Here is a 20,170-nt window from a genome sequence, read left to right on the forward strand (position 1 = left end):
AATTAAGAAAATAAAGAATAAGTTTAAAAAATATTTTCTTGTAAAAAATTTATTGTTGAAGTATGATTTTTTAATAATGGTTTCGGAGTATATATTATGGCACTTTTAGGAACATACGATTATTGTAAATATGTTTTAAGGTTTTTTTATGAAACTACTGGAGCAGTACATAGAAGTAAATCATATGAGAAAGTAAAAGAATATTCAAATACAAGTGATGAAGATTATAATATAGTTTATGAACATGTAAAATCAAATAAGAATGGATATTCAAAATTTAAAGATAAGATAAATTGGAATTTTACTTTTTTAAAACAAGCAGAATTAATTGAAAACGTTGAGAGGGGAGTATATCAAATAACTGACTTCGGCAAAAAATTCTATGAAGAAAATCCAAACTTTGATTTCAAAACGCTAAAAGAAAAAACTCCGTATTTAGAAAATAGCAAAAGCCATGATAATGAAGAAGATAATGATGACATAGAAGAAGATGAAAACAGAAGCGAGGTTGAAAAGAGCATTGAAGAATATTATGAGGGTGTGGAAAAAGATATATTAGACAGATTGCAGCTAATGGGTGAGAGTAGTGTTGATAAGGGGACTAGGTTTGAAAATATATGTTTAGATTTGCTTGAGAAAATGGGCTATGGTAAAAAATATAGAACAGGCGGAAGCGGTGATAGGGGAATTGACGGCACGCTTACTATGGATAAATTCGGTTTTGATATAGTGGGTGTGCAATGTAAATGCTACAAAGAAAATAACAAAGTTAATGACACAGAAATAACAAAATTTGCACATGGTCTTAAAAATGTTAATGGCATAAGCAGAGGAATTTTTATTACAACTTCAGATTATACTCCGCAAGCAAAGAAGGTTGTAGAAGAGTTAAAAGATATAAAAATAATTCTTATAAACGGATATAAGCTTGCTAAATATATGCGTGAATACGAGGTTGGAGTAAAAGTATTAGAGACAAGGAATATATATGATATTATTATTTAATTTAGATGTAGAGAAATAATTATGTTTTGTCATATAAGTTTTTTATTCAACTTTTTCCTGCAGCAAAAACTTTTCGCCCTTTGGGCACGCTTCGCGAAAGTGCAAATATTTAAGTTTTATATCTAGAAAATATATGAAATAATACCATACATTTTTGGCTATATTTTATAAAAATGCAGTTCTTTTGCTTCTTTTATACTAATACCACAGGCACTTCCTTCGGTCGTAAAAGAAGTGGGGTGCGGGGCAAAGCCCTGCAAGTAATTAAAAAATTCAGTATATATTAAAACTATTATTTTAAATCAATTTTTTATTGTTCTTTTTCCCGCAGCTCGCGGTGCGGACTTCGTAAAAAGAACCAAAAAGTGCAAATGAAAAATACTATTAAGTAATACCAGTTATGTTTTATTAATATAATATCTATGTTTTGTATAAAATGCAGTTCTTCGAAAAGTGTGCTGACGAAGTCTAACTATGGCAGCAACTTTTGCAAATCCCACAGAGAATGTGCGACAAAAAAGTTGATAACATCTATATAATGTACATAAGCTAACAAAAACTAATTGTTTAGTTATATTAACATAAAATAGTTGACATAATTATATATTTGGTTATTATATTTTAAAAATTAAATAAAGTAATATGAATAGTATATATAGTATAAAGAGAATAATATGATAAAGAAAGTTATAATAATTTTGCTTGCAAATATATTTTTATTATCATGTTCTAATAGTAAGTCATCTAATGAAGGAATAGTGGTATCAGTTGGAGGGATGCCAAGCAGTTTAGATCCAGCATTTGCAAAAGGCATTAATACAGCAGTTTACATAACACATGCTTTTGAAACTCTTACTCAAAGAGATGAAGATGGTACTATAATTCCTGCACTTGCTGAAAGCTGGGAAGCTATGAGCAATAATACAGTTTATATATTTCATTTGAGAGAAAATGCTAAATGGTCTGACGGGAAGACAGTAACTGCAAATGATTTTGTATACACTTTAAGAAGATTGATAGATCCTAAAGTTGCTTCCCCATTTTCTTTGGGTTTTGATATAATAAAAAATGCACATTCTATAATGTTGGGAGAGAAGCCATTAGAAGAATTAGGAGTTTATGCTTTAGATGATTATACTTTAAAAATAGAGCTTGATATACCGCTTCCTTATTTTGAGGAGGCTATGGCTAGTGATATTGCTTCTCCTGTGAGGGAAGATATTATAGAAGCTTACGGAGAAGATTGGGCATTAAATAAAGAACATTATATAGGAAACGGTCCTTATATAATAACAGAATATGATAAAGCTGTGAAAATAGTAATGGAGAAAAATCCTTATTATTGGGATAAAGATAATGTTAAGGCTGAAAAAATCACTTTTGAGTTTTTAGAAGATGTTAATACTGCAGTTGCGGCAATTTATGCAGAGAGTATATTATTTTATCCGGAGGCACCAGAAAATGAAAGAGCTTCTTTAATAGAGCAGGGCATAGGGATAGAAGTTGACATAACATCAATAGCTTACTATATGGTTAACTTAAAGAGAAAGCCTTTTACTGATCCTTTAGTAAGAAAAGCATTGGCGCTTGGCATAGATAGAAATTATATAGTAAATAATGTTTTAGGAGGAGGAAGGGTAGCAGCTAATGGTTTTGTTCCTATCAATGTAAAGAATGGTACTAATAATTTTAGAGATAATGCTCCTGAATATTTTTCTCTTAAAGAGAGCGATTATCAAAAAAATATTGAAGAAGCTAAAAAACTTCTTGCTCAGGCAGGATACAGTGACATGAAAAAATTCCCTATAATAGAGTTAATTACAACAACTAATCCTTCTTCATTATTTGTGGCAGAAGCTATTCAAAGTATGTATAAAAATAATTTAGGTATAGATTTAAAACTTAGATATGAAGAGCCCACAAGTTATTTGCAGTCTATAAAGGACGGAAGTTTTCAAATGATTAAGGCTGCTACAAGTGTTGCTTACAATCAGGCTACTGGTTATTTAAGACTTTTTCAGCTTGACGGTTTAGGAAATGACGGTGGATATACTAATGAAGTTTATGATTATTTAGTTGATATTGCTATGACTAATGCCAATGAAGATATAAGAATAAAAGCAGCTTATGATGCAGAACGTATACTTATACAAGAGGATATGGCTATTATTCCTATATATTATGATAAAGCTACTGTTATGCAGAGTAAAAAGCTTCATGGTGTGAAATATGATATTTTCTCAATATATGATTTTAGAAATGCCTATATAAGTGAATAATAATATGATTTTAGTTTATAAAGAAATTTTTTATTGTCATAAAAGAAGTTTATATGCTTCTGATATGCTTCACGAGAACTGCATTTTATACAAAACATAGATATTATATTAATAAAACATAACTGGTATTACTTAATACTATTTTTCATTTGCACTTTTTGGTTCTTTTTGCTGCGGGAAAAAGAACTGGGGGTTCTACCCTACGGGTACGCTTCGCAGGGTGGCTAGTCCCCGAAAACAATAAAAATTAATTTTTAATAAAATATCAAATTTTTAGTGTATAGTTAAATAATTATATTTTATTTTAATGTCCGGGGCTTTGCCCCAGACCCCACTTCTTTTACGACCGCAGGAAGTGCCTTCGGTATTAGTATAAAAGAAGCAAAAAGGCTGCATTTTTAGCTAAAATATAAGTATTATCTTACACTTTATACATATTCCAAACGTACATAGCTAAAACACTTGCACTTTTTGGTTCTTTGACGAAGTCCTCACCGCGACTGAAAGGAGTCCTTCAGGGCGACCGAAGGAAGTGCCTGCGACCGTAGGAAGTACCTTTAGGTATGGGTACGAAGGCGAAAAAAAGAACAATAAAAAATATACAAAATTTTTTATTTAATAAAAAAATCTATAATTTTAAATTAATTATCTATTATATAAATACATCATAGCAGTAAGCACAGCTCCGCCTAAATTCCTTGTCTTGTCTGAAATTGTAAATCAATTATTGTATTCTCATTGGCTGTATAACTATATTAATACTTCCGTAATAATTAGAAAATAAAAAAAGAGATTTGTAGGCAATGCATATAGAAAATCAAAAAAGATTTTATTTTTTATTGAAAATCTAAAAAAAAATTAGTATACTATAAACTAATCAATTAATAATGTTAAAATATTTTATCATTTTGTAGGTATTTTATGAGTTCTAATATAATACTTGAAACATTAATAAGTGTAGCAAATGGCATAGCAAAGCAATTTGGAAATAATTGTGAAGTTTGTATTTATGAATTAAAAGATGAAAGCTTAGAACATACAATACTTTTTATAATCAATGATAGAGTTACAGAAAGAAAATTGGGCGATGGTGTTTCAAATGTAGTATTAAAAACTATAGAAAAGATAAAAAAAGGTGAGCCTATAACTAATCATTTATCATATCTTACAAAATCATCAAATGGCAAAATATTAAAGTCTTCAAGTGTATTTATAAAAGATATGGAAGGAAAATATCGATATATGCTTTCTATAAACTTTGATATAAGCAGTTTTATTCCATTTAAAAGTGATTTAGAGTTATTAATTCAAACAGAAGATAAATCTAAACTTGAAGAGATACCAAACAGTGCTCAGGAGCTTATGGATAAACTTATATTAAAAAGTGAAGAATTAATAGGAAAGCCTGCTTCTATAATGAATAAAGATGAAAAAATAAAAGCTATTAAGTTTTTAAATGATTCTGGGGTATTTTTAATAACAAAGTCAGGAGATAAGGTATCAAATCATTTTGGAATAAGTAAATTTACTCTATATAATTATATAGATTCAAAAAAGGAGGAAGTAAATGAGTGAGCTTAAATGGGCAGAAAATAAAATGCCTAAGTCAGATGATAAAAATGCAGCAATAATGTCTATAGATGAAGTAAAAAAGCAAAAGCATTTCATCAAAGTTTTCCTCAATACACACAAACACCATTATCAGAATTAAAAGAAATGTCAAAATATTTAAGTTTGGGGGCAATAAAAGTAAAAGATGAGTCATATAGATTTGGTCTTAATGCTTTTAAAGTATTAGGCGGTTCTTATTCTATTGCTAAATATATAGCTCAAAAAATGGGAAAGGATGTAAGCGAATTATCTTATGAAGTACTTACTTCAAAAAAATTAAAAGATGAGTTTGGTCAAGCTATATTTTTTTCGGCTACAGACGGAAATCATGGTAGGGGAGTTGCTTGGGCTGCTAATAAATTAGGACAAAAATCAGTAATTTTTATGCCTAAAGGCTCTACAGAAAGAAGATTAAAAAATATTCAAGCTGAGGGTGCAACTGCAACAATAGAAGAATATAATTATGATGAATGCGTTAGAAAAGCTGCTCAAGAAGCCGCTAAAGTTCAAAATGGAGTATTAGTACAAGACACTGCTTGGGAGGGCTATGAAGAGATACCTGCTTGGATTATGCAAGGTTATGGTACTATGGCTTTAGAGGCAGATGAGCAATTTGGTGAAAGACCTACACATATATTTGTACAGGCTGGTGTTGGATCTTTTGCTGGTGCTATGGTTGGATATTTTGCTAACAGATATAAAGATAATCCTCCTATAATGGTTGTGGTGGAAGCTGAAGCGGCTGCTTGTTTATATAAAGGTGCTGCGGCAGGTGATGGAAAAATGAGAATAGTAGAAGGTGATTTAGACACTATTATGGCTGGACTTGCATGCGGTGAGCCTAATATTACTTCTTGGGATATACTTAAAAATCATGCTGATTGTTTTATAGCTGCTAAAGATATAGTTGCTGCAAGGGGTATGAGAATGTTAGCAGCTCCATTAAAAGGAGACCCTCAGGTTGTATCTGGTGAATCTGGTGCTTCTTCTTTTGGCGTTTTGGCTACTATAATGCTTAATGATGAATATGTTGAATTAAGAAAAAATTTAAAACTTGATTCTAATTCTAAAGTATTATTATTCAGCACAGAGGGTGATACTGACCCAATCAGATGGAAAAATATCATTTGGGAAGCAAAAGAGAGATAATATAAAAATAATTTATTATGTAAAAATAATTATTGCTTAATTACTTGAATATGGTTGAAAAATTTATATACTAATATTGGTATGAATAATAGTATAGAATATATATGTAATCATATTTTAAAAATTATTCAATCCCCTGTTAGAATTTTTGATTTATCCAATTCATTAGAAAAAATTATAGGCATTGAATCTTATATAGAAGATTTACTCGATGATAATATCAAAAACTTTTTACTTGATAATTCAAATAAAAATTATCCTATTTTAAATGTTGATAAAGATAATATAGTTTATTGCTGTATTTATCTTATTGATAAAAAGATTATTATAGGACCAAATTGTATAAATAAAAATTATAAAAATGTTAATAAAAAGTATGATAATATATTTGAAATGCCATTAGATATATTTTGTGAGGAAATATTATTCATTCATAATTTATATAATAATACTGAAGTATCTTATGATGAAATGCTTATAAAAAATTTTATTAGTGATGAGTTATTGCATAAAATAAGTAAAGAAATTACAGATACTTATATAAATACTTACTCAAATAATAGTTTTCATAATCCTTATGATAGGGAATTGCGTATATTAGAAAGCATTAGAAATGGAGATTTAAATAATTTAAAACAGAGTTTAGATGAGAAATTTATAGGTCAATATGGTGTCATGGCTAAAGACAAAATACGTTCATATAAGAATGTAGCAATATGTCATATATGTTTATCGAGCAGAGCGGCTATAGAAGGCGGTATTTCATCTGAGATAGCTTTTTCTATTTGTGATAATTTTGTTAGACGATTAGAAGATATGGATAAAATAGAACATATACAATCCATAGAAAAAGAAGCTCAGTTTTATTTTGCTCAATTTGTACATAATGAAAAAAATAATGAGTATATAGACAATAAAAATTATTTAATAAACCAATGCAAAGAAATAATAATAAAAAATATTAATAAAAAAATAATAGTAAAAGATATAGCTAAAAAACTCTGTACCAATTCAGAATATCTTTCAAGAGTGTTCAGTAGACAAGAAGGAATCACAATAAAAGATTATATACAGCGAGAGAAGGTACAATTTTCAAAAAATATGCTGATTTATTATAAATATTCATTTGGAGAAATATCACAGTATTTTTCTTTTTATTCACAAAGCCATTATATAAAAATATTTAAAAAATGGACTGGTACAACCCCAAAAAAATTCAGAGATGAATATGGATTGAAAGAAAGATAAATAGAGTATTTAATTATATATTAATATTTATATATAATTTATAAAAAATATTAACAATAGTTATTCAATTATATAATAAATTATCAGTACGAAATTATACTAATTATATTTATCCTTTATAGATAGCTAAAATACTATTGAATTTATAATTTTATTATACATAAATTAATTATATAAAAATTAGTACAATTTAATACTATTATGAATTCTTATAAAAAATCAAAAATATAATATATAAGTAATTTTTATAGTATAACTATTATTTATTATAATTATACTAATAGGAGGCTTGATAGTAGGAACTTAAAAGCTTATGGTAATACTCAAACAAGTTGGGCTATGGCTTATGGTATTTATAGTATTATAGGAGTAATATTATTCCTTATTACATTTAAATACACCAAAGAAAGAGTTGGAAGTATATCAAGTACAACCAGACAAAAAGTTCCTATAGCTGAAAGTTTAAAAAGTCTTTTAAAAAATAAGTATTGGATTATAATTTTTGTTTATAGCATAGTTCAGACTATAGGTATAATAGTAACAAATACTAGCACAGTATATTATGCTAAATATATTTTCGGCGATGAAAACATAGTAAAATATTTTACAGTAACAAATTTCATTCCTGTAATATTAGGTGTTGTATTTTTGATGCCTTTTCTTATTGAAAAATACGGTAAAAGAAATGTGGGGATAATGGGCCGTATTATATATATAATTTCTACATTTATTATTATATTTGCAGGAAATGATTTTACAATTGTAATGATAGGCAATATAATAAGAGGTTTTTCAGGTTCATTCAATTGTGCGGCTGGATGGGCATTTTCTCAGATATAATAGAATATGGAGAATAGAAAAATGGAATTAGAAATGAGAGCGTTATATATTCTGCTGGCAGTTTTGGACAGAAATTTGGATCTGGAATAGCTGCTGCATTGTTTGGTTGGATATTAACTGCTTTTGGATATCAAGCTAATGCGGAGGTCGTTTCATCTGGTACAATATTTGCTATAAAATTTTTATTCTTATATTTGCCTATTTTAGCTAATGTTATACAGATAATACTTTTATATTTATATAAACTAGATAAACTTTATTCTCAGATAATAAAAGAATTACAAGAAAGAAATTTACAAAATAATTAAACAATTTAAAAAAGAGTAGAATGCAAAATGAAAGCAAAAATAAAAATTGATAGAGATTTTATAATATCAGAAATTGATAAAAGAATATACGGTTCTTTTACAGAGCATTTAGGAAGGGCTTTTTATGGAGGAATATATGATCCTGCACATAGTACAGCTGATGAAAATGGATTTAGGGAAGGATGTTATAGATTTAGTTAATCAATTAAAAGTTCCTATAGTTAGATATCCGGGAGGAAATTTTGTTTCTGGATATAGATAGGAAGATGGAATAGAACCTAAAGATAAAAAACCTAAAAGATTAGATTTAGCTTGGAAAACTGTTGAAGATAATAGTTTTGGGCTTCATGAATTTATGGAATTGGCAAAAAAAGTTAATACAGAAATAAATATGGCTGTTAATTTAGGTACTAGAGGAATACAGGAAGCTTGTAATATACTTTAATATTGTAATCATAAGGAAGGTACTTACCTTAGTGATTTAAGAAATGCTATCTTTCGATGAATGGAATGTTTGGTTTCATTCACAATCTCAAGACAATGAGATTAATGAAAAAACTCCTTGGGGTAAAGCACCAAGATTATTAGAAGATATTTATACTTTTGAAGATGCATTATTGGTTGGTTCTTTAATAATGAGTCTTTTAAGACATAGTGATAGGGTAAAAATAGCATGTCTTGCTCAGCTTGTTAATGTTATAGCACCTATATTTACAGAACCTAATGGAAAAGCATGGGCTCAAACTATATTTTATCCATTTATGCAGGCTTCTAATAATGGTAGAGGAACAGCATTAAGAACAGAGGTTAAATCTCCTAAATATGATAGTAAAAACTTTAATGATGTACCATATTTAGATTCAATAGTAATATACAATGAAGAAAAGAAAGAAATAGTTGTGTTTGCTGTTAATAGATCTGATAAAGAAAGCATTGAGACAGAAATAGAATTAGGAGGATTTAAAGCTAATAAAATACTTGAATTTTCTACTATGACTGGTTTCGATATAAAAGCAGTTAATAGTGCAAATAATGATTCTGTAAAACCTAGTGAATGTAAAGATATAGAGATAAATAATAATATTAATTAACATGATATATTAGCGGCATATTTAGTTATGGTTGTTATATTGTATGCATGTAATGGTAATTTTGCTTGTATTTTATGTTAGCTATTATCAAAACAGAAGAAAATTCTTAAATCTAAAAATCTTTGAGTAAAAAAAATCTATTTTTATAATATTTATTTTTAAATAAATCAAATTTGTAGTATAAAAGTAATAATTATAGTATATAATGCGTTTCATTTTTATATAATAAGAAAATATAATCAATAAAATATTTGGAGGGTTTAATATGATAAAAAAATTATCTATTATTCTTTGTTCTTTCGTATTCTTTATGATTTCTTGCTCTGGAGGAAATGAAAGTAGTGGAGATAAACTTTTAGTAGGTGTTGCTATGCCAACACAATCATCAGAAAGATGGATAAATGATGCTGCTAATATGAAAGCTAATTTAGAGAAATTAGGCTATGCAGTAGACATTCAATTTGCAGAAGATGATGTTCAAACACAAGTATCACAAATTGAAAACTTCATAGCTAAGGGAGTGAATTGCTTAGTTGTAGCTTCAGTAGATTCTCAAGCATTAGTAAATGTTTTGGATCAGGCAAAAAATAACGGTATACCGGTAATAGCTTATGATAGATTATTAATGGATACAGATTCTGTTTCATATTATGCTACATTTGATAATAAAGGTGTAGGAACTAAAATAGCTGAATATATAGTAAAAGCAAAAAATTTAGAAACAGCTAAACAAGAAAATAGAAGTTATACTATAGAATTCTTTATGGGTTCACCAGACGATAACAATGCTCTTTTCTTATATAATGGTATAATGGAAGTTTTACAACCATATCTTGATAATGGTGTATTAGTTTGTAAAACTAAAAGAACAAGTTTCCAAGATACTTGTATTTTAAGATGGTCACAAGAAACTGCACAACAATGGGCAGAAAATTATCTTTCTGGCTACTATAATAATCAAAAATTAGATATAGCTTGCAGCGCTTTTGATGGTTTTGCTTATGGTATACGTTCTGCTTTAGAGGCTTCTGGTTATCAAGTTGGTAAAGACTGGCCAATAATAACAGGACAGGATGCAGATTTGATGGCTATAAAAAATATTATTTCAGGTCATCAAACTATGACTATATTTAAAGATACAAGAATATTAGCTGAGAAATGTGCTACTATGGTAGATGCAGTATTGAAAGGCGGAGAGCCAGAAATAAATGATACTACTCAATATAATAATAATGTAAAAATAGTACCTACTTATTTATGTGAACCTATTGCTGTTGATAAAGATAATTATCAGACAGTAATAGTTGATAGTGGATATTATACAAAAGAACAACTTCAAATTAATTAATATTCTTAATTGATTAAGGGAGGACATTCATATGGATAATAATTATATTCTAATGATGGAAAACATTACTAAAGAATTTTCATCTGTAAAAGCGCTTAATGATGTTAATTTAAAGGTAAGAAAGGGTGAAATACATGCTTTATGTGGAGAAAATGGTGCTGGTAAATCAACACTTATGAATGTTCTCTCAGGAGTTTATCCACATGGCAGTTATACAGGAAAAATATATTATAATGGGGAGGAATGTAAATTTAAAAATATTAAAGATAGTGAGCATAAGGGTATAGTTATAATACAACAAGAACTTGCATTAATTCCTTATCTATCAATAGCTGAAAATATATTTTTAGGAAATGAACAAATTTCTTTTAAAGGTGTTATTGATTGGAATAAAACTAGAGAAAAAGCTATTGAAATGCTTAAAGTTGTTGGATTAGAAAATGAAAATGTAATGGACCCTATTTATACTATAGGTGTTGGTAAACAGCAATTAGTTGAAATATCTAAAGCTTTAGCCAAAAAAGTAGAACTTTTAATATTAGATGAGCCTACAGCATCTCTTAATGATAAAGAAAGTATGAATCTACTAGAAATCATTAAACAGCTTAAAAATGAAGGTATTACTTGTATTATTATATCTCATAAATTAAATGAAATAAGTTATATAGCAGATTCAATTACTATTATTAGAGATGGTCAGAGTATACAAACATTACATAAGGGTAAGGATAATTTTGATGAGGATACTATAATAAAAGGAATGGTTGGAAGAGAGTTAACAAATAGGTATCCGAAAAGAGAAAATACTCAAATAGGAAAAGTAATATTTGAGATAAATAATTGGAATGTATTTAAGGGTAGTAAACATGTTTTAAAGGATATATCTTTAAATGTGAGAGCTGGAGAGGTAGTTGGTATAGCAGGTTTAATGGGAAGCGGCAGAACTGAACTTGCTATGAGTATATTTGGAAGGACTTATGGGGATCGCATTAGCGGCAACATGAAAATACATGAAAAAGAAGTTTTCATAAAAAGTGTTAAAGAGGCCATAGACAATAAAATAGCTTATACTTCAGAAGACAGAAAAACTTATGGTTTAGTTCTTATAGATGATATAAAACATAATATGACTATGGCTAGTCTTAGAAATGCTTTTTCTAAGTTTGGGGTTGTTAATGATAATGAAGAAATATTAAAGTCTCATGAATACAAAAATTTATTAAATTTAAAATCTAATTCAATTAATCAGGTTGTTGGTTCTTTATCAGGAGGAAATCAGCAAAAGGTTGTTTTAGCAAAATGGATGCTTTCTAATCCTGATGTTCTTATATTAGATGAACCTACACGCGGTATAGATGTTGGGGCTAAATATGAAATATATTGTATTATTAATGATTTAGTAAAAATGGGTAAGGCTGTAATCATAATCTCTTCAGAATTACCAGAAGTTATTGGAATGTCAGATAGGGTTTATGTATTAAATGAAGGTAAAATAGTAGGTGAATTAAAAGAAGACATAAATCAAGTAAATATAATGAAATGTATTATTCAAGATAGTTAATTAAGAGAGTCAAAATAATAACGGAGGATATTTATGGATAAAACAAACTCTAATACTAATAAATATATTAATATAGATGTAAAACAATATGGGATGATAATAGCTTTAATAGCCATATTTTTTCTTTTCTATATTCTTACAGGTGGGAAAAATGCATCTCCTACAAATATAAATAACTTAATAATGCAAAATGGATATATAGTTATATTATCTATAGGTATGCTATTATGTGTATTGACTGGTAATATAGATTTAGGTGTTGGTTCTATAGTTGCTCTTTGCGGTGCTACAAGTGCAATATTTGTTGTTGATTTGGGTATGCCCACCCCTGTTGCTTTTTTAGCAGCTATAGTTATAGGTACTTTATCTGGTGTTGTTGTTGGATTTTTTGTTTCTGTTTTATCAATACCGCCTTTTATTGTAACTTTGGCTACTATGTTAATGGGAAGAGGTTTGACATACACCATGCTTCAAGCTCAAACTAAAGGTCCTTTGCCTAAAGATTATACTTTTTTGGCTATTGGATTTTTACCTAATATAGAAATTTCATTAGGTGCAATAAAATTAGATTTGGTTCCTATTATAATAGCTTTAATAATAACTATATTTATAATATTATCAGCAATAAAGAAAGACAGAGAAAGAGCTAAATATGGTTTTCCTACTATTGTAAAATGGCAGCAGGCAATAGTACTTTTTGTAATATTAGCTGTATTATGGTTTTTCTTATATAAATTAGCTAGATATAATGGTATACCTGTTGTATTAATATTAATGTCAATACTTATTGCTATATATCACTTCATTACAACAAAAACAATAGCTGGAAGACAGATATATGCTTTAGGAGGAAATGCTAAGGCTGCTAGATTATCAGGTATTAACACTAAATTAGTATTTTTCTGGGTATATGCTAATATGGGACTTTTATCTGCTGTAGCAGGGATAGTATTATCAGCAAGAAATGCATCTGCTACACCTAAGGCTGGAGACGGTTTTGAAATGGATGCTATAGCTGCATGTTATATAGGCGGTGCTGCAACATCAGGCGGTGTTGGTACTATTATTGGTGCAGTTGTTGGTGCTTTTACTATGGGTATATTAAATAATGGTATGTCACTTGTAGGATTATCTACAGATATACAAAAGATAGTTAAAGGCTTGGTATTATTAGGTGCTGTTACATTTGATTTATTGTCAAAACAGAAGAAAAATGCTTAAACCTAAAATCTGTGAGTAAAAATTGTTTTTATGATTTTTATTTTTAAATAAATCAAATTTGTAGTATAAAGGTAATAATTATAGTATATAAAGTGTTTCATTTTTATATAATAAGAAAATATAATCAATAAAATATTTGGAGGGTTTAATATGATAAAAAAATTATCTATTATTCTTTGTTCTTTCGTATTCTTTATGATTTCTTGTTCTGGAGGCAATAATGCTGGAGCAGCTTCTGGAGGAGATAAACAAATAGTTCTTGGTTTTGCTCAAGTAGGTGCTGAAAGTGAGTATAGAACAGCAAATACAAAATCTATAAGAGAAGCAGCTTCAAATGCAAACATAGAGTTGGTATTCTCTGATGCTCAGCAAAAACAAGAAAACCAAATAAAAGCTATACGTAGTTTTATAGCTAGAAAAGTAGATGCTATAGCTTTTTCTCCTGTAGTAGAATCAGGTTTTGAAGCAGTTTTACAAGAAGCAAAACAAGCTAATATACCAGTAATAGTTACAGATAGAAGAGCAACAGTAAGCAGTGATGATTTATATGTTGCTTTTATAGGTTCTGATTTTATAGAAGAAGGAAAAAAAGCAGCTAATTGGTTAGTAGAATATATGAATAAATTAGGCAGAGGTTCAGAAGAGTTAAATATAGTTGAACTTCAAGGAACAGTTGGAAGTTCTCCAGCTAATGACAGACAAAAAGGTTTCTTGGAAGTAATTAGTAATTATCCTAATTATAAAGTTATACGTTCTCAAACAGGTGATTTCACTAGAGCAAAAGGTAAAGAAGTAATGGAAGCTTTCTTAAAAGCAGAACCAAAAATAGATATTTTATTTGCTCATAATGATGATATGGCTATAGGTGCTATACAGGCTATAGAAGAAGCAGGTAAAAAACCAGGTGAAGATATTGTTATAGTATCTATAGATGGTGTTAGAGGTGCTTTTGAAGCTATGATGGCAGGAAAACTTAATTGTACTGTAGAATGTAATCCTTTATTTGGAGATCTTTTAATGGAAACTGTTAAAAAGGTTGTAGCAGGAGAAGAGGTTCCAAAATCAATATATGTAGAAGAAGGCATATTCCCAGCAGAAGTTGCTGCTCAAGAATTCCCTAATAGAAAATATTAATATTCTAAGTGGTTGGGTGTTTGATTTAATAATTTATAATCAAATGCCCAATTAAAAAGGAAACATGCTATATGAAAACTATTTTAGAGATGAAAAATATACAAAAGACTTTTATTGGTGTTCAAGCTTTAAAAAATATAAATTTTTCATTAAATTCTGGAGAAGTATGTGCTCTCATGGGAGAGAATGGAGCAGGCAAATCTACTTTAATTAAAGTTCTTACAGGCGTACATAAATTAGACGGCGGAGAAATTATTTTAGAGGGTAAAAAAGTTTTTCCTAATTCACCTTTAGATGCTCAAAAAATAGGAATCAGTGCAGTTTATCAAGAAGTAAATTTATGCAATAATTTAACTGTAGCAGAAAATATTTTTATAGGTAGAGAGCCTAAAAAATTAGGTATTTTTATAGATAAAAAGAAATTAATATCCAAAGCTCAGGAAGTAGTTGATAACCTATCATTAAATATAGATGTAACCAAACCTCTATCATACTACTCTTTAGGTATACAGCAAATGATAGCTATTACTAGGGCTATTCAATTGAATGCTAAAATACTTATATTAGATGAACCTACATCATCACTTGAAGAAAATGAAGTTAATCAACTTTTTGATATTATTAGAAAATTAAAAAATGAGGGATTAGGTATAATCTTTGTTACACATTTTTTGGATCAGGTGTATAAAATATCTGATACTATTACAGTTTTAAGAAATGGAGCTTTAGTTGGAACTCATAAGACTTCTGAGTTAAGCAAATTAGATTTAATAAAAGAAATGCTTGGAAAAGAGTATGATGATATGTCAACTCTTACATCAAAAAAAGAATATAATGGCGATGTTGATAATTTTATTAAGATTGACAATTTAGGTAAGAAAATGTATATGAGTCCTGTATCTTTCAACATTAATAAAGGAGAGATAGTTGGATTTTCTGGTTTATTAGGTTCTGGAAGAAGTGAAACAGCAAAACTTATATTTGGGGCAGTTAAAAAGGATACGGGTAATATTTTTATAAGAGATGAAAAAAAGGATTTTTCTCAGCCTATAGATGCTATAAATAATAAAATAGGATTTTGTTCAGAGGATAGAAAATTAGAAGGAATTATTGGAGATTTAAGTATTAGAGAAAATATAATATTAGCATTACAGGCAAAAAAGGGAATATTTAAATATATTGATAGAAAAAAACAAGAAAAAATGGCAGATAAATACATAAAAGCACTTAATGTAGTAACGGTAGATGCCAATAAACCTATAAAATTTTTAAGCGGAGGAAATCAGCAGAAGGTTCTTTTAGCTAGGTGGCTTTGTACAAATCCAGAGTTATTGATATTAGATGAACCTACAAGGGGTATTGATATAGGGGCTAAATCTGAAATACAAAAAATGATGCTCGATTTAAGCAGTAAAGGAATGTCATTTATCTTTATATCATCTGAAATGGAAGAGGTTATACGTTCATCAGATAAAGTTGTGGTATTTAAAGATAATAGAAAAATAAAAGAACTTTTTGGAAATGATATTAATGAAAAGAATATATTAAATAGTATTGCTCAGGAAAAATAATTATGGAAAAATTAAATAAACTAAGAAGATATAAATATTTTTGGCCTATTTTGGCTTTGTGTATAATATTACTTTATAATTTAATATTCACGCCAAATTTCTTCAAAATAGAAGTAATGGGAGATAGATTATATGGTAATTTAATAGATATATTACATCGTGCTACTCCTGTTATGTTAGTTGCTATAGGTATGACATTGGTTATTGCTACAGGAGGTATAGACTTATCTGTAGGTGCTATAGTTTCAATAACTGGTTCAGTTGTTGCTAGTTTAATAGGAGGAAAGTTGGTGTTGCTTGCTGACGGCACTCAACATTATGTTTCTAATTATCCTATGCCTTTTGCTATAATAGTGGCTATATTGGTTGGATTATTATGCGGAGGGTGGAATGGATTTTTGGTATCTAAAATAAAAATACCTCCTATTATAGCTACACTTATATTGATGGTTGTTGGAAGAGGAATAGCACAATTAATTACAAATGGAGAGATTATTACAGTTTATTATGCTCCTTTTTTCTTTATAGGAAATGGATACATATTTAAAATACCTTTTACTATAATCATATCTTTAATAATAATTGTATTTACTATAATTTTTACTCGAAAAACTGCTTTGGGATTATTTTTGGAATCTGTTGGTATAAACAGAGAAGCGAGCAGATTATCTGGTATTAAGGCTAGTATAATATTGTTTATATCTTATGCTTTTTGTGGATTTTGCTCAGCTATTTCAGGGTTAATAGTTTGTTCTAATGTAAAGAGTGCAGATGCTAATAATGCTGGGTTATTATTTGAAATGGATGCTATATTGGCTGTGGTAATAGGCGGAACTTCTCTTAATGGCGGAAAGTTTTATATTATGGGCACTGTAATAGGTGCTATTATTATACAAACTTTAACTACAACTATATATTCTACAGGTGTTCCTCCAGAGATTACTTTGGTTATAAAAGCTATTGTTGTGTTTATAATAAGTTTAATACAATCAGAAGAATTTAGAAGTTTTGTAGTAAAACCATTTTCAAAAAAAGGTGGTAAATTATATGAATAATAGATTTGTTTTATTTATTAGGAGAAATATATCTGTATCAATAACAATAATATTATTTTTATTGATGTTTGCAATAGGAAGCATAATGTTTAGGGGATTTTTCTCTGCCCAAGTATTTTATAACCTATTTATAGATAATGCATTTATGATGGTTACAGCTGCTGGTATGACAATGGTTATTATTACAGGAGGTATAGATTTATCAGTTGGTTCTATAATAGCATTAACAACTATGGTTGTAGCACATTTAAGTGAGAAAGTTGGAATAAATCCTATTATAGTTATATTTATGGGATTATCTGTGGGTACAATTTTTGGACTTGTACATGGTGTTGTTATAAGTATATTTAATGTTGCTCCTTTCATAGTAACTCTTGCTGGTATGTTTTTAGCGAGAGGATTATGCTATATTATAAGTACTGAATCTATAACTATTAATAATGCTTTATTTCAAAAGATAGCATTATTTAAAATACCATTCATCAATGGAACTATCACTGTTAATGTTGTAATAGCAATAATAGTTCTTGTTATATCATATATAATTCTTTATTATACTAAATTTGGAAGGACTTTGTATGCCATAGGAGGCAATGAACAATCAGCGATGTTAATGGGATTGAGTGTAAGAAAAACAAAAGTTATTGTATACACTATTAATGGTTTTTTAGCTTCTTTATCAGGAGTTATATTTTCTCTATATATGTTATCTGGATATTCTTTGCATGCTCAAGGGGGAGAATTAGACACTATAGCTTCTTGTGTAATAGGCGGTACGCTTTTATCTGGAGGAGTTGGAAATGTTGTAGGTACTCTTTTTGGAGTATTAATATTAGGAGTTATACAAACATTAATAATGTTTCAAGGTACTTTAAGCTCTTGGTGGACTAGAATAGCTATAGGTATATTACTTTTATTCTTTATACTATTCCAGACATTTTTTATTAAGAAAACAAATGTTAATTAAGTTAATTAATATTCTTAGATTAAACTTTTAAAGTTTTTTATTTTTGCTAAGAACTTTAAGGATTATAATATCAAGAATGATAGGAGAGTAATTATAAAATGAAAAATTTTAATGTTAATGAGCATTATGTATTAGGTGCAGATTTTGGTTCAGATTCAGTTAGGGTTGTTATTTTAGATGCTAAAAATGGCAATGTAGTTGGTTCTTATGTTAGTTATTATCAGAGATGGAAAAATGGTCTTTATTGTAATAACAAAATAAATCAATTTAGACAGCATCCTTTAGATTATATTGAAAGTTTAACAGAAGCAGTTAATAAAGCTATTGAAGAGGCTAAGAAGAATTTTAATGATGTTGCAGAAAAAATAAGAGGCATATGTATAGACACAACAGGCTCTACGCCTTGCTTATGCGATAAAGAAGGTATGCCTTTGGCTATGAGTGAAAAGTTTAAAGATGATCCAGATGCTATGTTTATACTTTGGAAAGACCATACTTCAGTGAAAGAGGCTGATGAAATTAATGAAGTTTCACATAATAATGATGTAGATTATACACAATATCTTGGCGGTGTTTATTCAACAGAATGGTTTTGGGCAAAAACTTTGCATGTTATAAGAAATAATAAGGCAGTAAAAGATGCTGTATATACAGTTATGGAACATTGTGATTGGATAACAGCTTTATTATGCGGCAATACTAATCCTAATACAATAAAAAGAAGCAGATGTGCGGCAGGTCATAAATGTATGTGGCATAAGAGTTGGGGCGGATATCCTCCTAGAAGTTTCTTTGATAAATTTGATACTAAGTTAGGAGATATAAGAGATTCATTGGGTAGAGAAACATATTCAACAGAAACTATTGAGGGATATTTAACAAAAGAATGGGCTTCAAAATTTGGTCTTAATGAAGGTATATTGGTTTGTGTGGGAGCTTATGATGCTCATATAGGGGCAGTTGGCGGCTTGGTAGATGTTGGTGTTTTGGTAAAAAGTATTGGTACTTCTACTTGTGATGTAACTATTGGAAATATTACTTCTGGTGAAGAAAAATTAGTAAAAGGAATATGCGGTCAGGTTGATAGCTCAGTAGTTGAGGGGTATATAGGTTATGAGGCAGGACAGTCTGCTTATGGTGATTATTATTCTTGGTTTAGAAATATGTTAATGTGGCCTTATAAAAATATAATAAAAAGCACAGAAGAAGAGACAGAAATGTTTGAAAAAAAGATATTGCCTTTGTTGGAAGAAGAGGCTAGTAAAATAAAAACAGATGAAAACTCTCCTGTTGCTGTGGATTGGATTAATGGAAGAAGAACTCCTTTTGCTAATCAAAATTTAAAGGCTACTATATTTGGAATGTCATTGGGGGTAGATGCTTCTGTTTTTATGAAGATGCTTTTAGAGTCTACAGCTTATGGTGCAAGGGCTATAATAGAATGTTTTGAGGATGGTGGAATAGAGATTAAAAAAGTTATGGCTATAGGGGGAGTTGCAAGAAAAAGTGTTTTAGGTATGCAGATATTGGCTGATGTTACAAATAGAGAGATATATGTAACAAAAGGCGATCAGGCACCTGCTATAGGGGCTGCTGTATTTGCTGCTAAGGCTTATGGGTTATATGATACAGTTTTTGAGGCACAAAATGCTTTATCTGCTGGTATAGATAGAATACATAAACCTATAAAAGAAAATGTTGAAATATATGAAAAATTATATAAAAAATATAAAGAACTTGCTAAGTTTAGTGAGGATTTAATTAATAATAACTAATAATTTG

16 protein-coding genes and 1 pseudogene are annotated in these 20,170 nt (G+C 28.8%); all 17 read left to right on the forward strand.

What is annotated here, in order from left to right; translation table 11 throughout:
- Positions 1–96 precede the first annotated feature (96 nt).
- A complete protein-coding gene (locus GQX97_RS08240; protein WP_157151466.1) occupies positions 97–1,005 on the forward strand; it encodes a restriction endonuclease in 909 nt (302 codons plus the stop codon).
- A gap of 674 nt (positions 1,006–1,679) precedes the next feature.
- The gene (locus GQX97_RS08245; RefSeq protein WP_157151467.1) at positions 1,680–3,284 is read left to right on the forward strand and encodes a peptide ABC transporter substrate-binding protein; all 1,605 of its coding nucleotides are present in this window, start codon (positions 1,680–1,682) and stop codon (positions 3,282–3,284) included.
- 921 nt (positions 3,285–4,205) lie between these two features.
- Positions 4,206–4,859, forward strand: coding sequence for a transcriptional regulator (locus tag GQX97_RS08255; protein WP_157151468.1), 654 nt, complete (start codon positions 4,206–4,208; stop codon positions 4,857–4,859).
- Positions 4,852–6,044: pseudogene (gene dpaL / locus GQX97_RS08260) on the forward strand (diaminopropionate ammonia-lyase). Before GQX97_RS08255 ends, dpaL begins: the two are co-directional and overlap by 8 nt.
- Before the next feature lie 54 nt (positions 6,045–6,098).
- A complete protein-coding gene (locus GQX97_RS08265; protein ID WP_157151469.1) occupies positions 6,099–7,292 on the forward strand; it encodes an AraC family transcriptional regulator in 1,194 nt (397 codons plus the stop codon).
- Positions 7,293–7,553: 261 nt separating this feature from the next.
- On the forward strand, positions 7,554–8,132 hold the full coding sequence (locus tag GQX97_RS15075; protein WP_255447338.1) for an MFS transporter: 579 nt from the start codon (positions 7,554–7,556) through the stop codon (positions 8,130–8,132).
- Positions 8,133–8,158: 26 nt separating this feature from the next.
- Complete coding sequence (locus tag GQX97_RS15080; protein ID WP_157151760.1) at positions 8,159–8,440, forward strand: MFS transporter; 282 nt, start codon at positions 8,159–8,161, stop codon at positions 8,438–8,440.
- A 27-nt stretch (positions 8,441–8,467) separates the two neighbouring features.
- Positions 8,468–8,641, forward strand: coding sequence for a hypothetical protein (locus GQX97_RS15110; RefSeq protein WP_198391208.1), 174 nt, complete (start codon positions 8,468–8,470; stop codon positions 8,639–8,641).
- 287 nt (positions 8,642–8,928) lie between these two features.
- Positions 8,929–9,531 (forward strand): alpha-L-arabinofuranosidase C-terminal domain-containing protein, encoded by a 603-nt coding sequence (locus GQX97_RS15115; RefSeq protein WP_198391209.1) that lies wholly within the window; start codon positions 8,929–8,931, stop codon positions 9,529–9,531.
- Between the two features lie 265 nt (positions 9,532–9,796).
- Complete coding sequence (chvE, locus tag GQX97_RS08285; RefSeq protein ID WP_157151471.1) at positions 9,797–10,879, forward strand: multiple monosaccharide ABC transporter substrate-binding protein; 1,083 nt, start codon at positions 9,797–9,799, stop codon at positions 10,877–10,879.
- Positions 10,880–10,910: 31 nt separating this feature from the next.
- Positions 10,911–12,440 (forward strand): ATP-binding cassette domain-containing protein, encoded by a 1,530-nt coding sequence (locus GQX97_RS08290; protein ID WP_157151472.1) that lies wholly within the window; start codon positions 10,911–10,913, stop codon positions 12,438–12,440.
- 33 nt (positions 12,441–12,473) lie between these two features.
- Positions 12,474–13,661 carry a multiple monosaccharide ABC transporter permease gene (gene mmsB / locus GQX97_RS08295; protein ID WP_157151473.1) on the forward strand — a complete coding sequence of 396 codons (1,188 nt, stop codon included), beginning with the start codon at positions 12,474–12,476 and terminating at the stop codon, positions 13,659–13,661.
- Positions 13,662–13,811: 150 nt separating this feature from the next.
- Positions 13,812–14,795 carry an ABC transporter substrate-binding protein gene (locus GQX97_RS08300; RefSeq protein WP_157151474.1) on the forward strand — a complete coding sequence of 328 codons (984 nt, stop codon included), beginning with the start codon at positions 13,812–13,814 and terminating at the stop codon, positions 14,793–14,795.
- Positions 14,796–14,866: 71 nt separating this feature from the next.
- On the forward strand, positions 14,867–16,366 hold the full coding sequence (locus GQX97_RS08305) for a sugar ABC transporter ATP-binding protein (protein WP_157151475.1): 1,500 nt from the start codon (positions 14,867–14,869) through the stop codon (positions 16,364–16,366).
- A gap of 2 nt (positions 16,367–16,368) precedes the next feature.
- Positions 16,369–17,421, forward strand: a complete 1,053-nt coding sequence (locus GQX97_RS08310; RefSeq protein WP_157151476.1) for an ABC transporter permease — start codon at positions 16,369–16,371, stop codon at positions 17,419–17,421.
- Positions 17,414–18,388 (forward strand): galactofuranose ABC transporter, permease protein YjfF, encoded by a 975-nt coding sequence (gene yjfF, locus GQX97_RS08315; RefSeq protein ID WP_157151477.1) that lies wholly within the window; start codon positions 17,414–17,416, stop codon positions 18,386–18,388. The genes GQX97_RS08310 and yjfF overlap by 8 nt, the downstream gene beginning before the upstream one ends.
- A 98-nt stretch (positions 18,389–18,486) precedes the next feature.
- Entirely contained in the window at positions 18,487–20,163 is a 1,677-nt protein-coding gene (locus tag GQX97_RS08320) for a ribulokinase (RefSeq protein WP_157151478.1), read from the forward strand.
- Positions 20,164–20,170 lie beyond the last annotated feature (7 nt).

This window comes from Brachyspira sp. SAP_772, assembly GCF_009755885.1.
Taxonomy (GTDB): Bacteria; Spirochaetota; Brachyspiria; order Brachyspirales; family Brachyspiraceae; genus Brachyspira.

Coding starts and splice junctions, on each gene's coding strand:
- GQX97_RS08245 (WP_157151467.1), top strand. CDS start 1,680: ATGATAAAGAAAGTTATAATAATTTTGCTTGCAAATATATTTTTATTA.
- mmsB (WP_157151473.1), top strand. CDS start 12,474: ATGGATAAAACAAACTCTAATACTAATAAATATATTAATATAGATGTA.
- GQX97_RS08290 (WP_157151472.1), top strand. CDS start 10,911: ATGGATAATAATTATATTCTAATGATGGAAAACATTACTAAAGAATTT.
- GQX97_RS15115 (WP_198391209.1), top strand. CDS start 8,929: ATGCTATCTTTCGATGAATGGAATGTTTGGTTTCATTCACAATCTCAA.
- GQX97_RS15110 (WP_198391208.1), top strand. CDS start 8,468: ATGAAAGCAAAAATAAAAATTGATAGAGATTTTATAATATCAGAAATT.
- GQX97_RS08310 (WP_157151476.1), top strand. CDS start 16,369: ATGGAAAAATTAAATAAACTAAGAAGATATAAATATTTTTGGCCTATT.
- yjfF (WP_157151477.1), top strand. CDS start 17,414: ATGAATAATAGATTTGTTTTATTTATTAGGAGAAATATATCTGTATCA.
- GQX97_RS08305 (WP_157151475.1), top strand. CDS start 14,867: ATGAAAACTATTTTAGAGATGAAAAATATACAAAAGACTTTTATTGGT.
- GQX97_RS08300 (WP_157151474.1), top strand. CDS start 13,812: ATGATAAAAAAATTATCTATTATTCTTTGTTCTTTCGTATTCTTTATG.
- GQX97_RS08255 (WP_157151468.1), top strand. CDS start 4,206: ATGAGTTCTAATATAATACTTGAAACATTAATAAGTGTAGCAAATGGC.
- GQX97_RS08240 (WP_157151466.1), top strand. CDS start 97: ATGGCACTTTTAGGAACATACGATTATTGTAAATATGTTTTAAGGTTT.
- GQX97_RS08320 (WP_157151478.1), top strand. CDS start 18,487: ATGAAAAATTTTAATGTTAATGAGCATTATGTATTAGGTGCAGATTTT.
- chvE (WP_157151471.1), top strand. CDS start 9,797: ATGATAAAAAAATTATCTATTATTCTTTGTTCTTTCGTATTCTTTATG.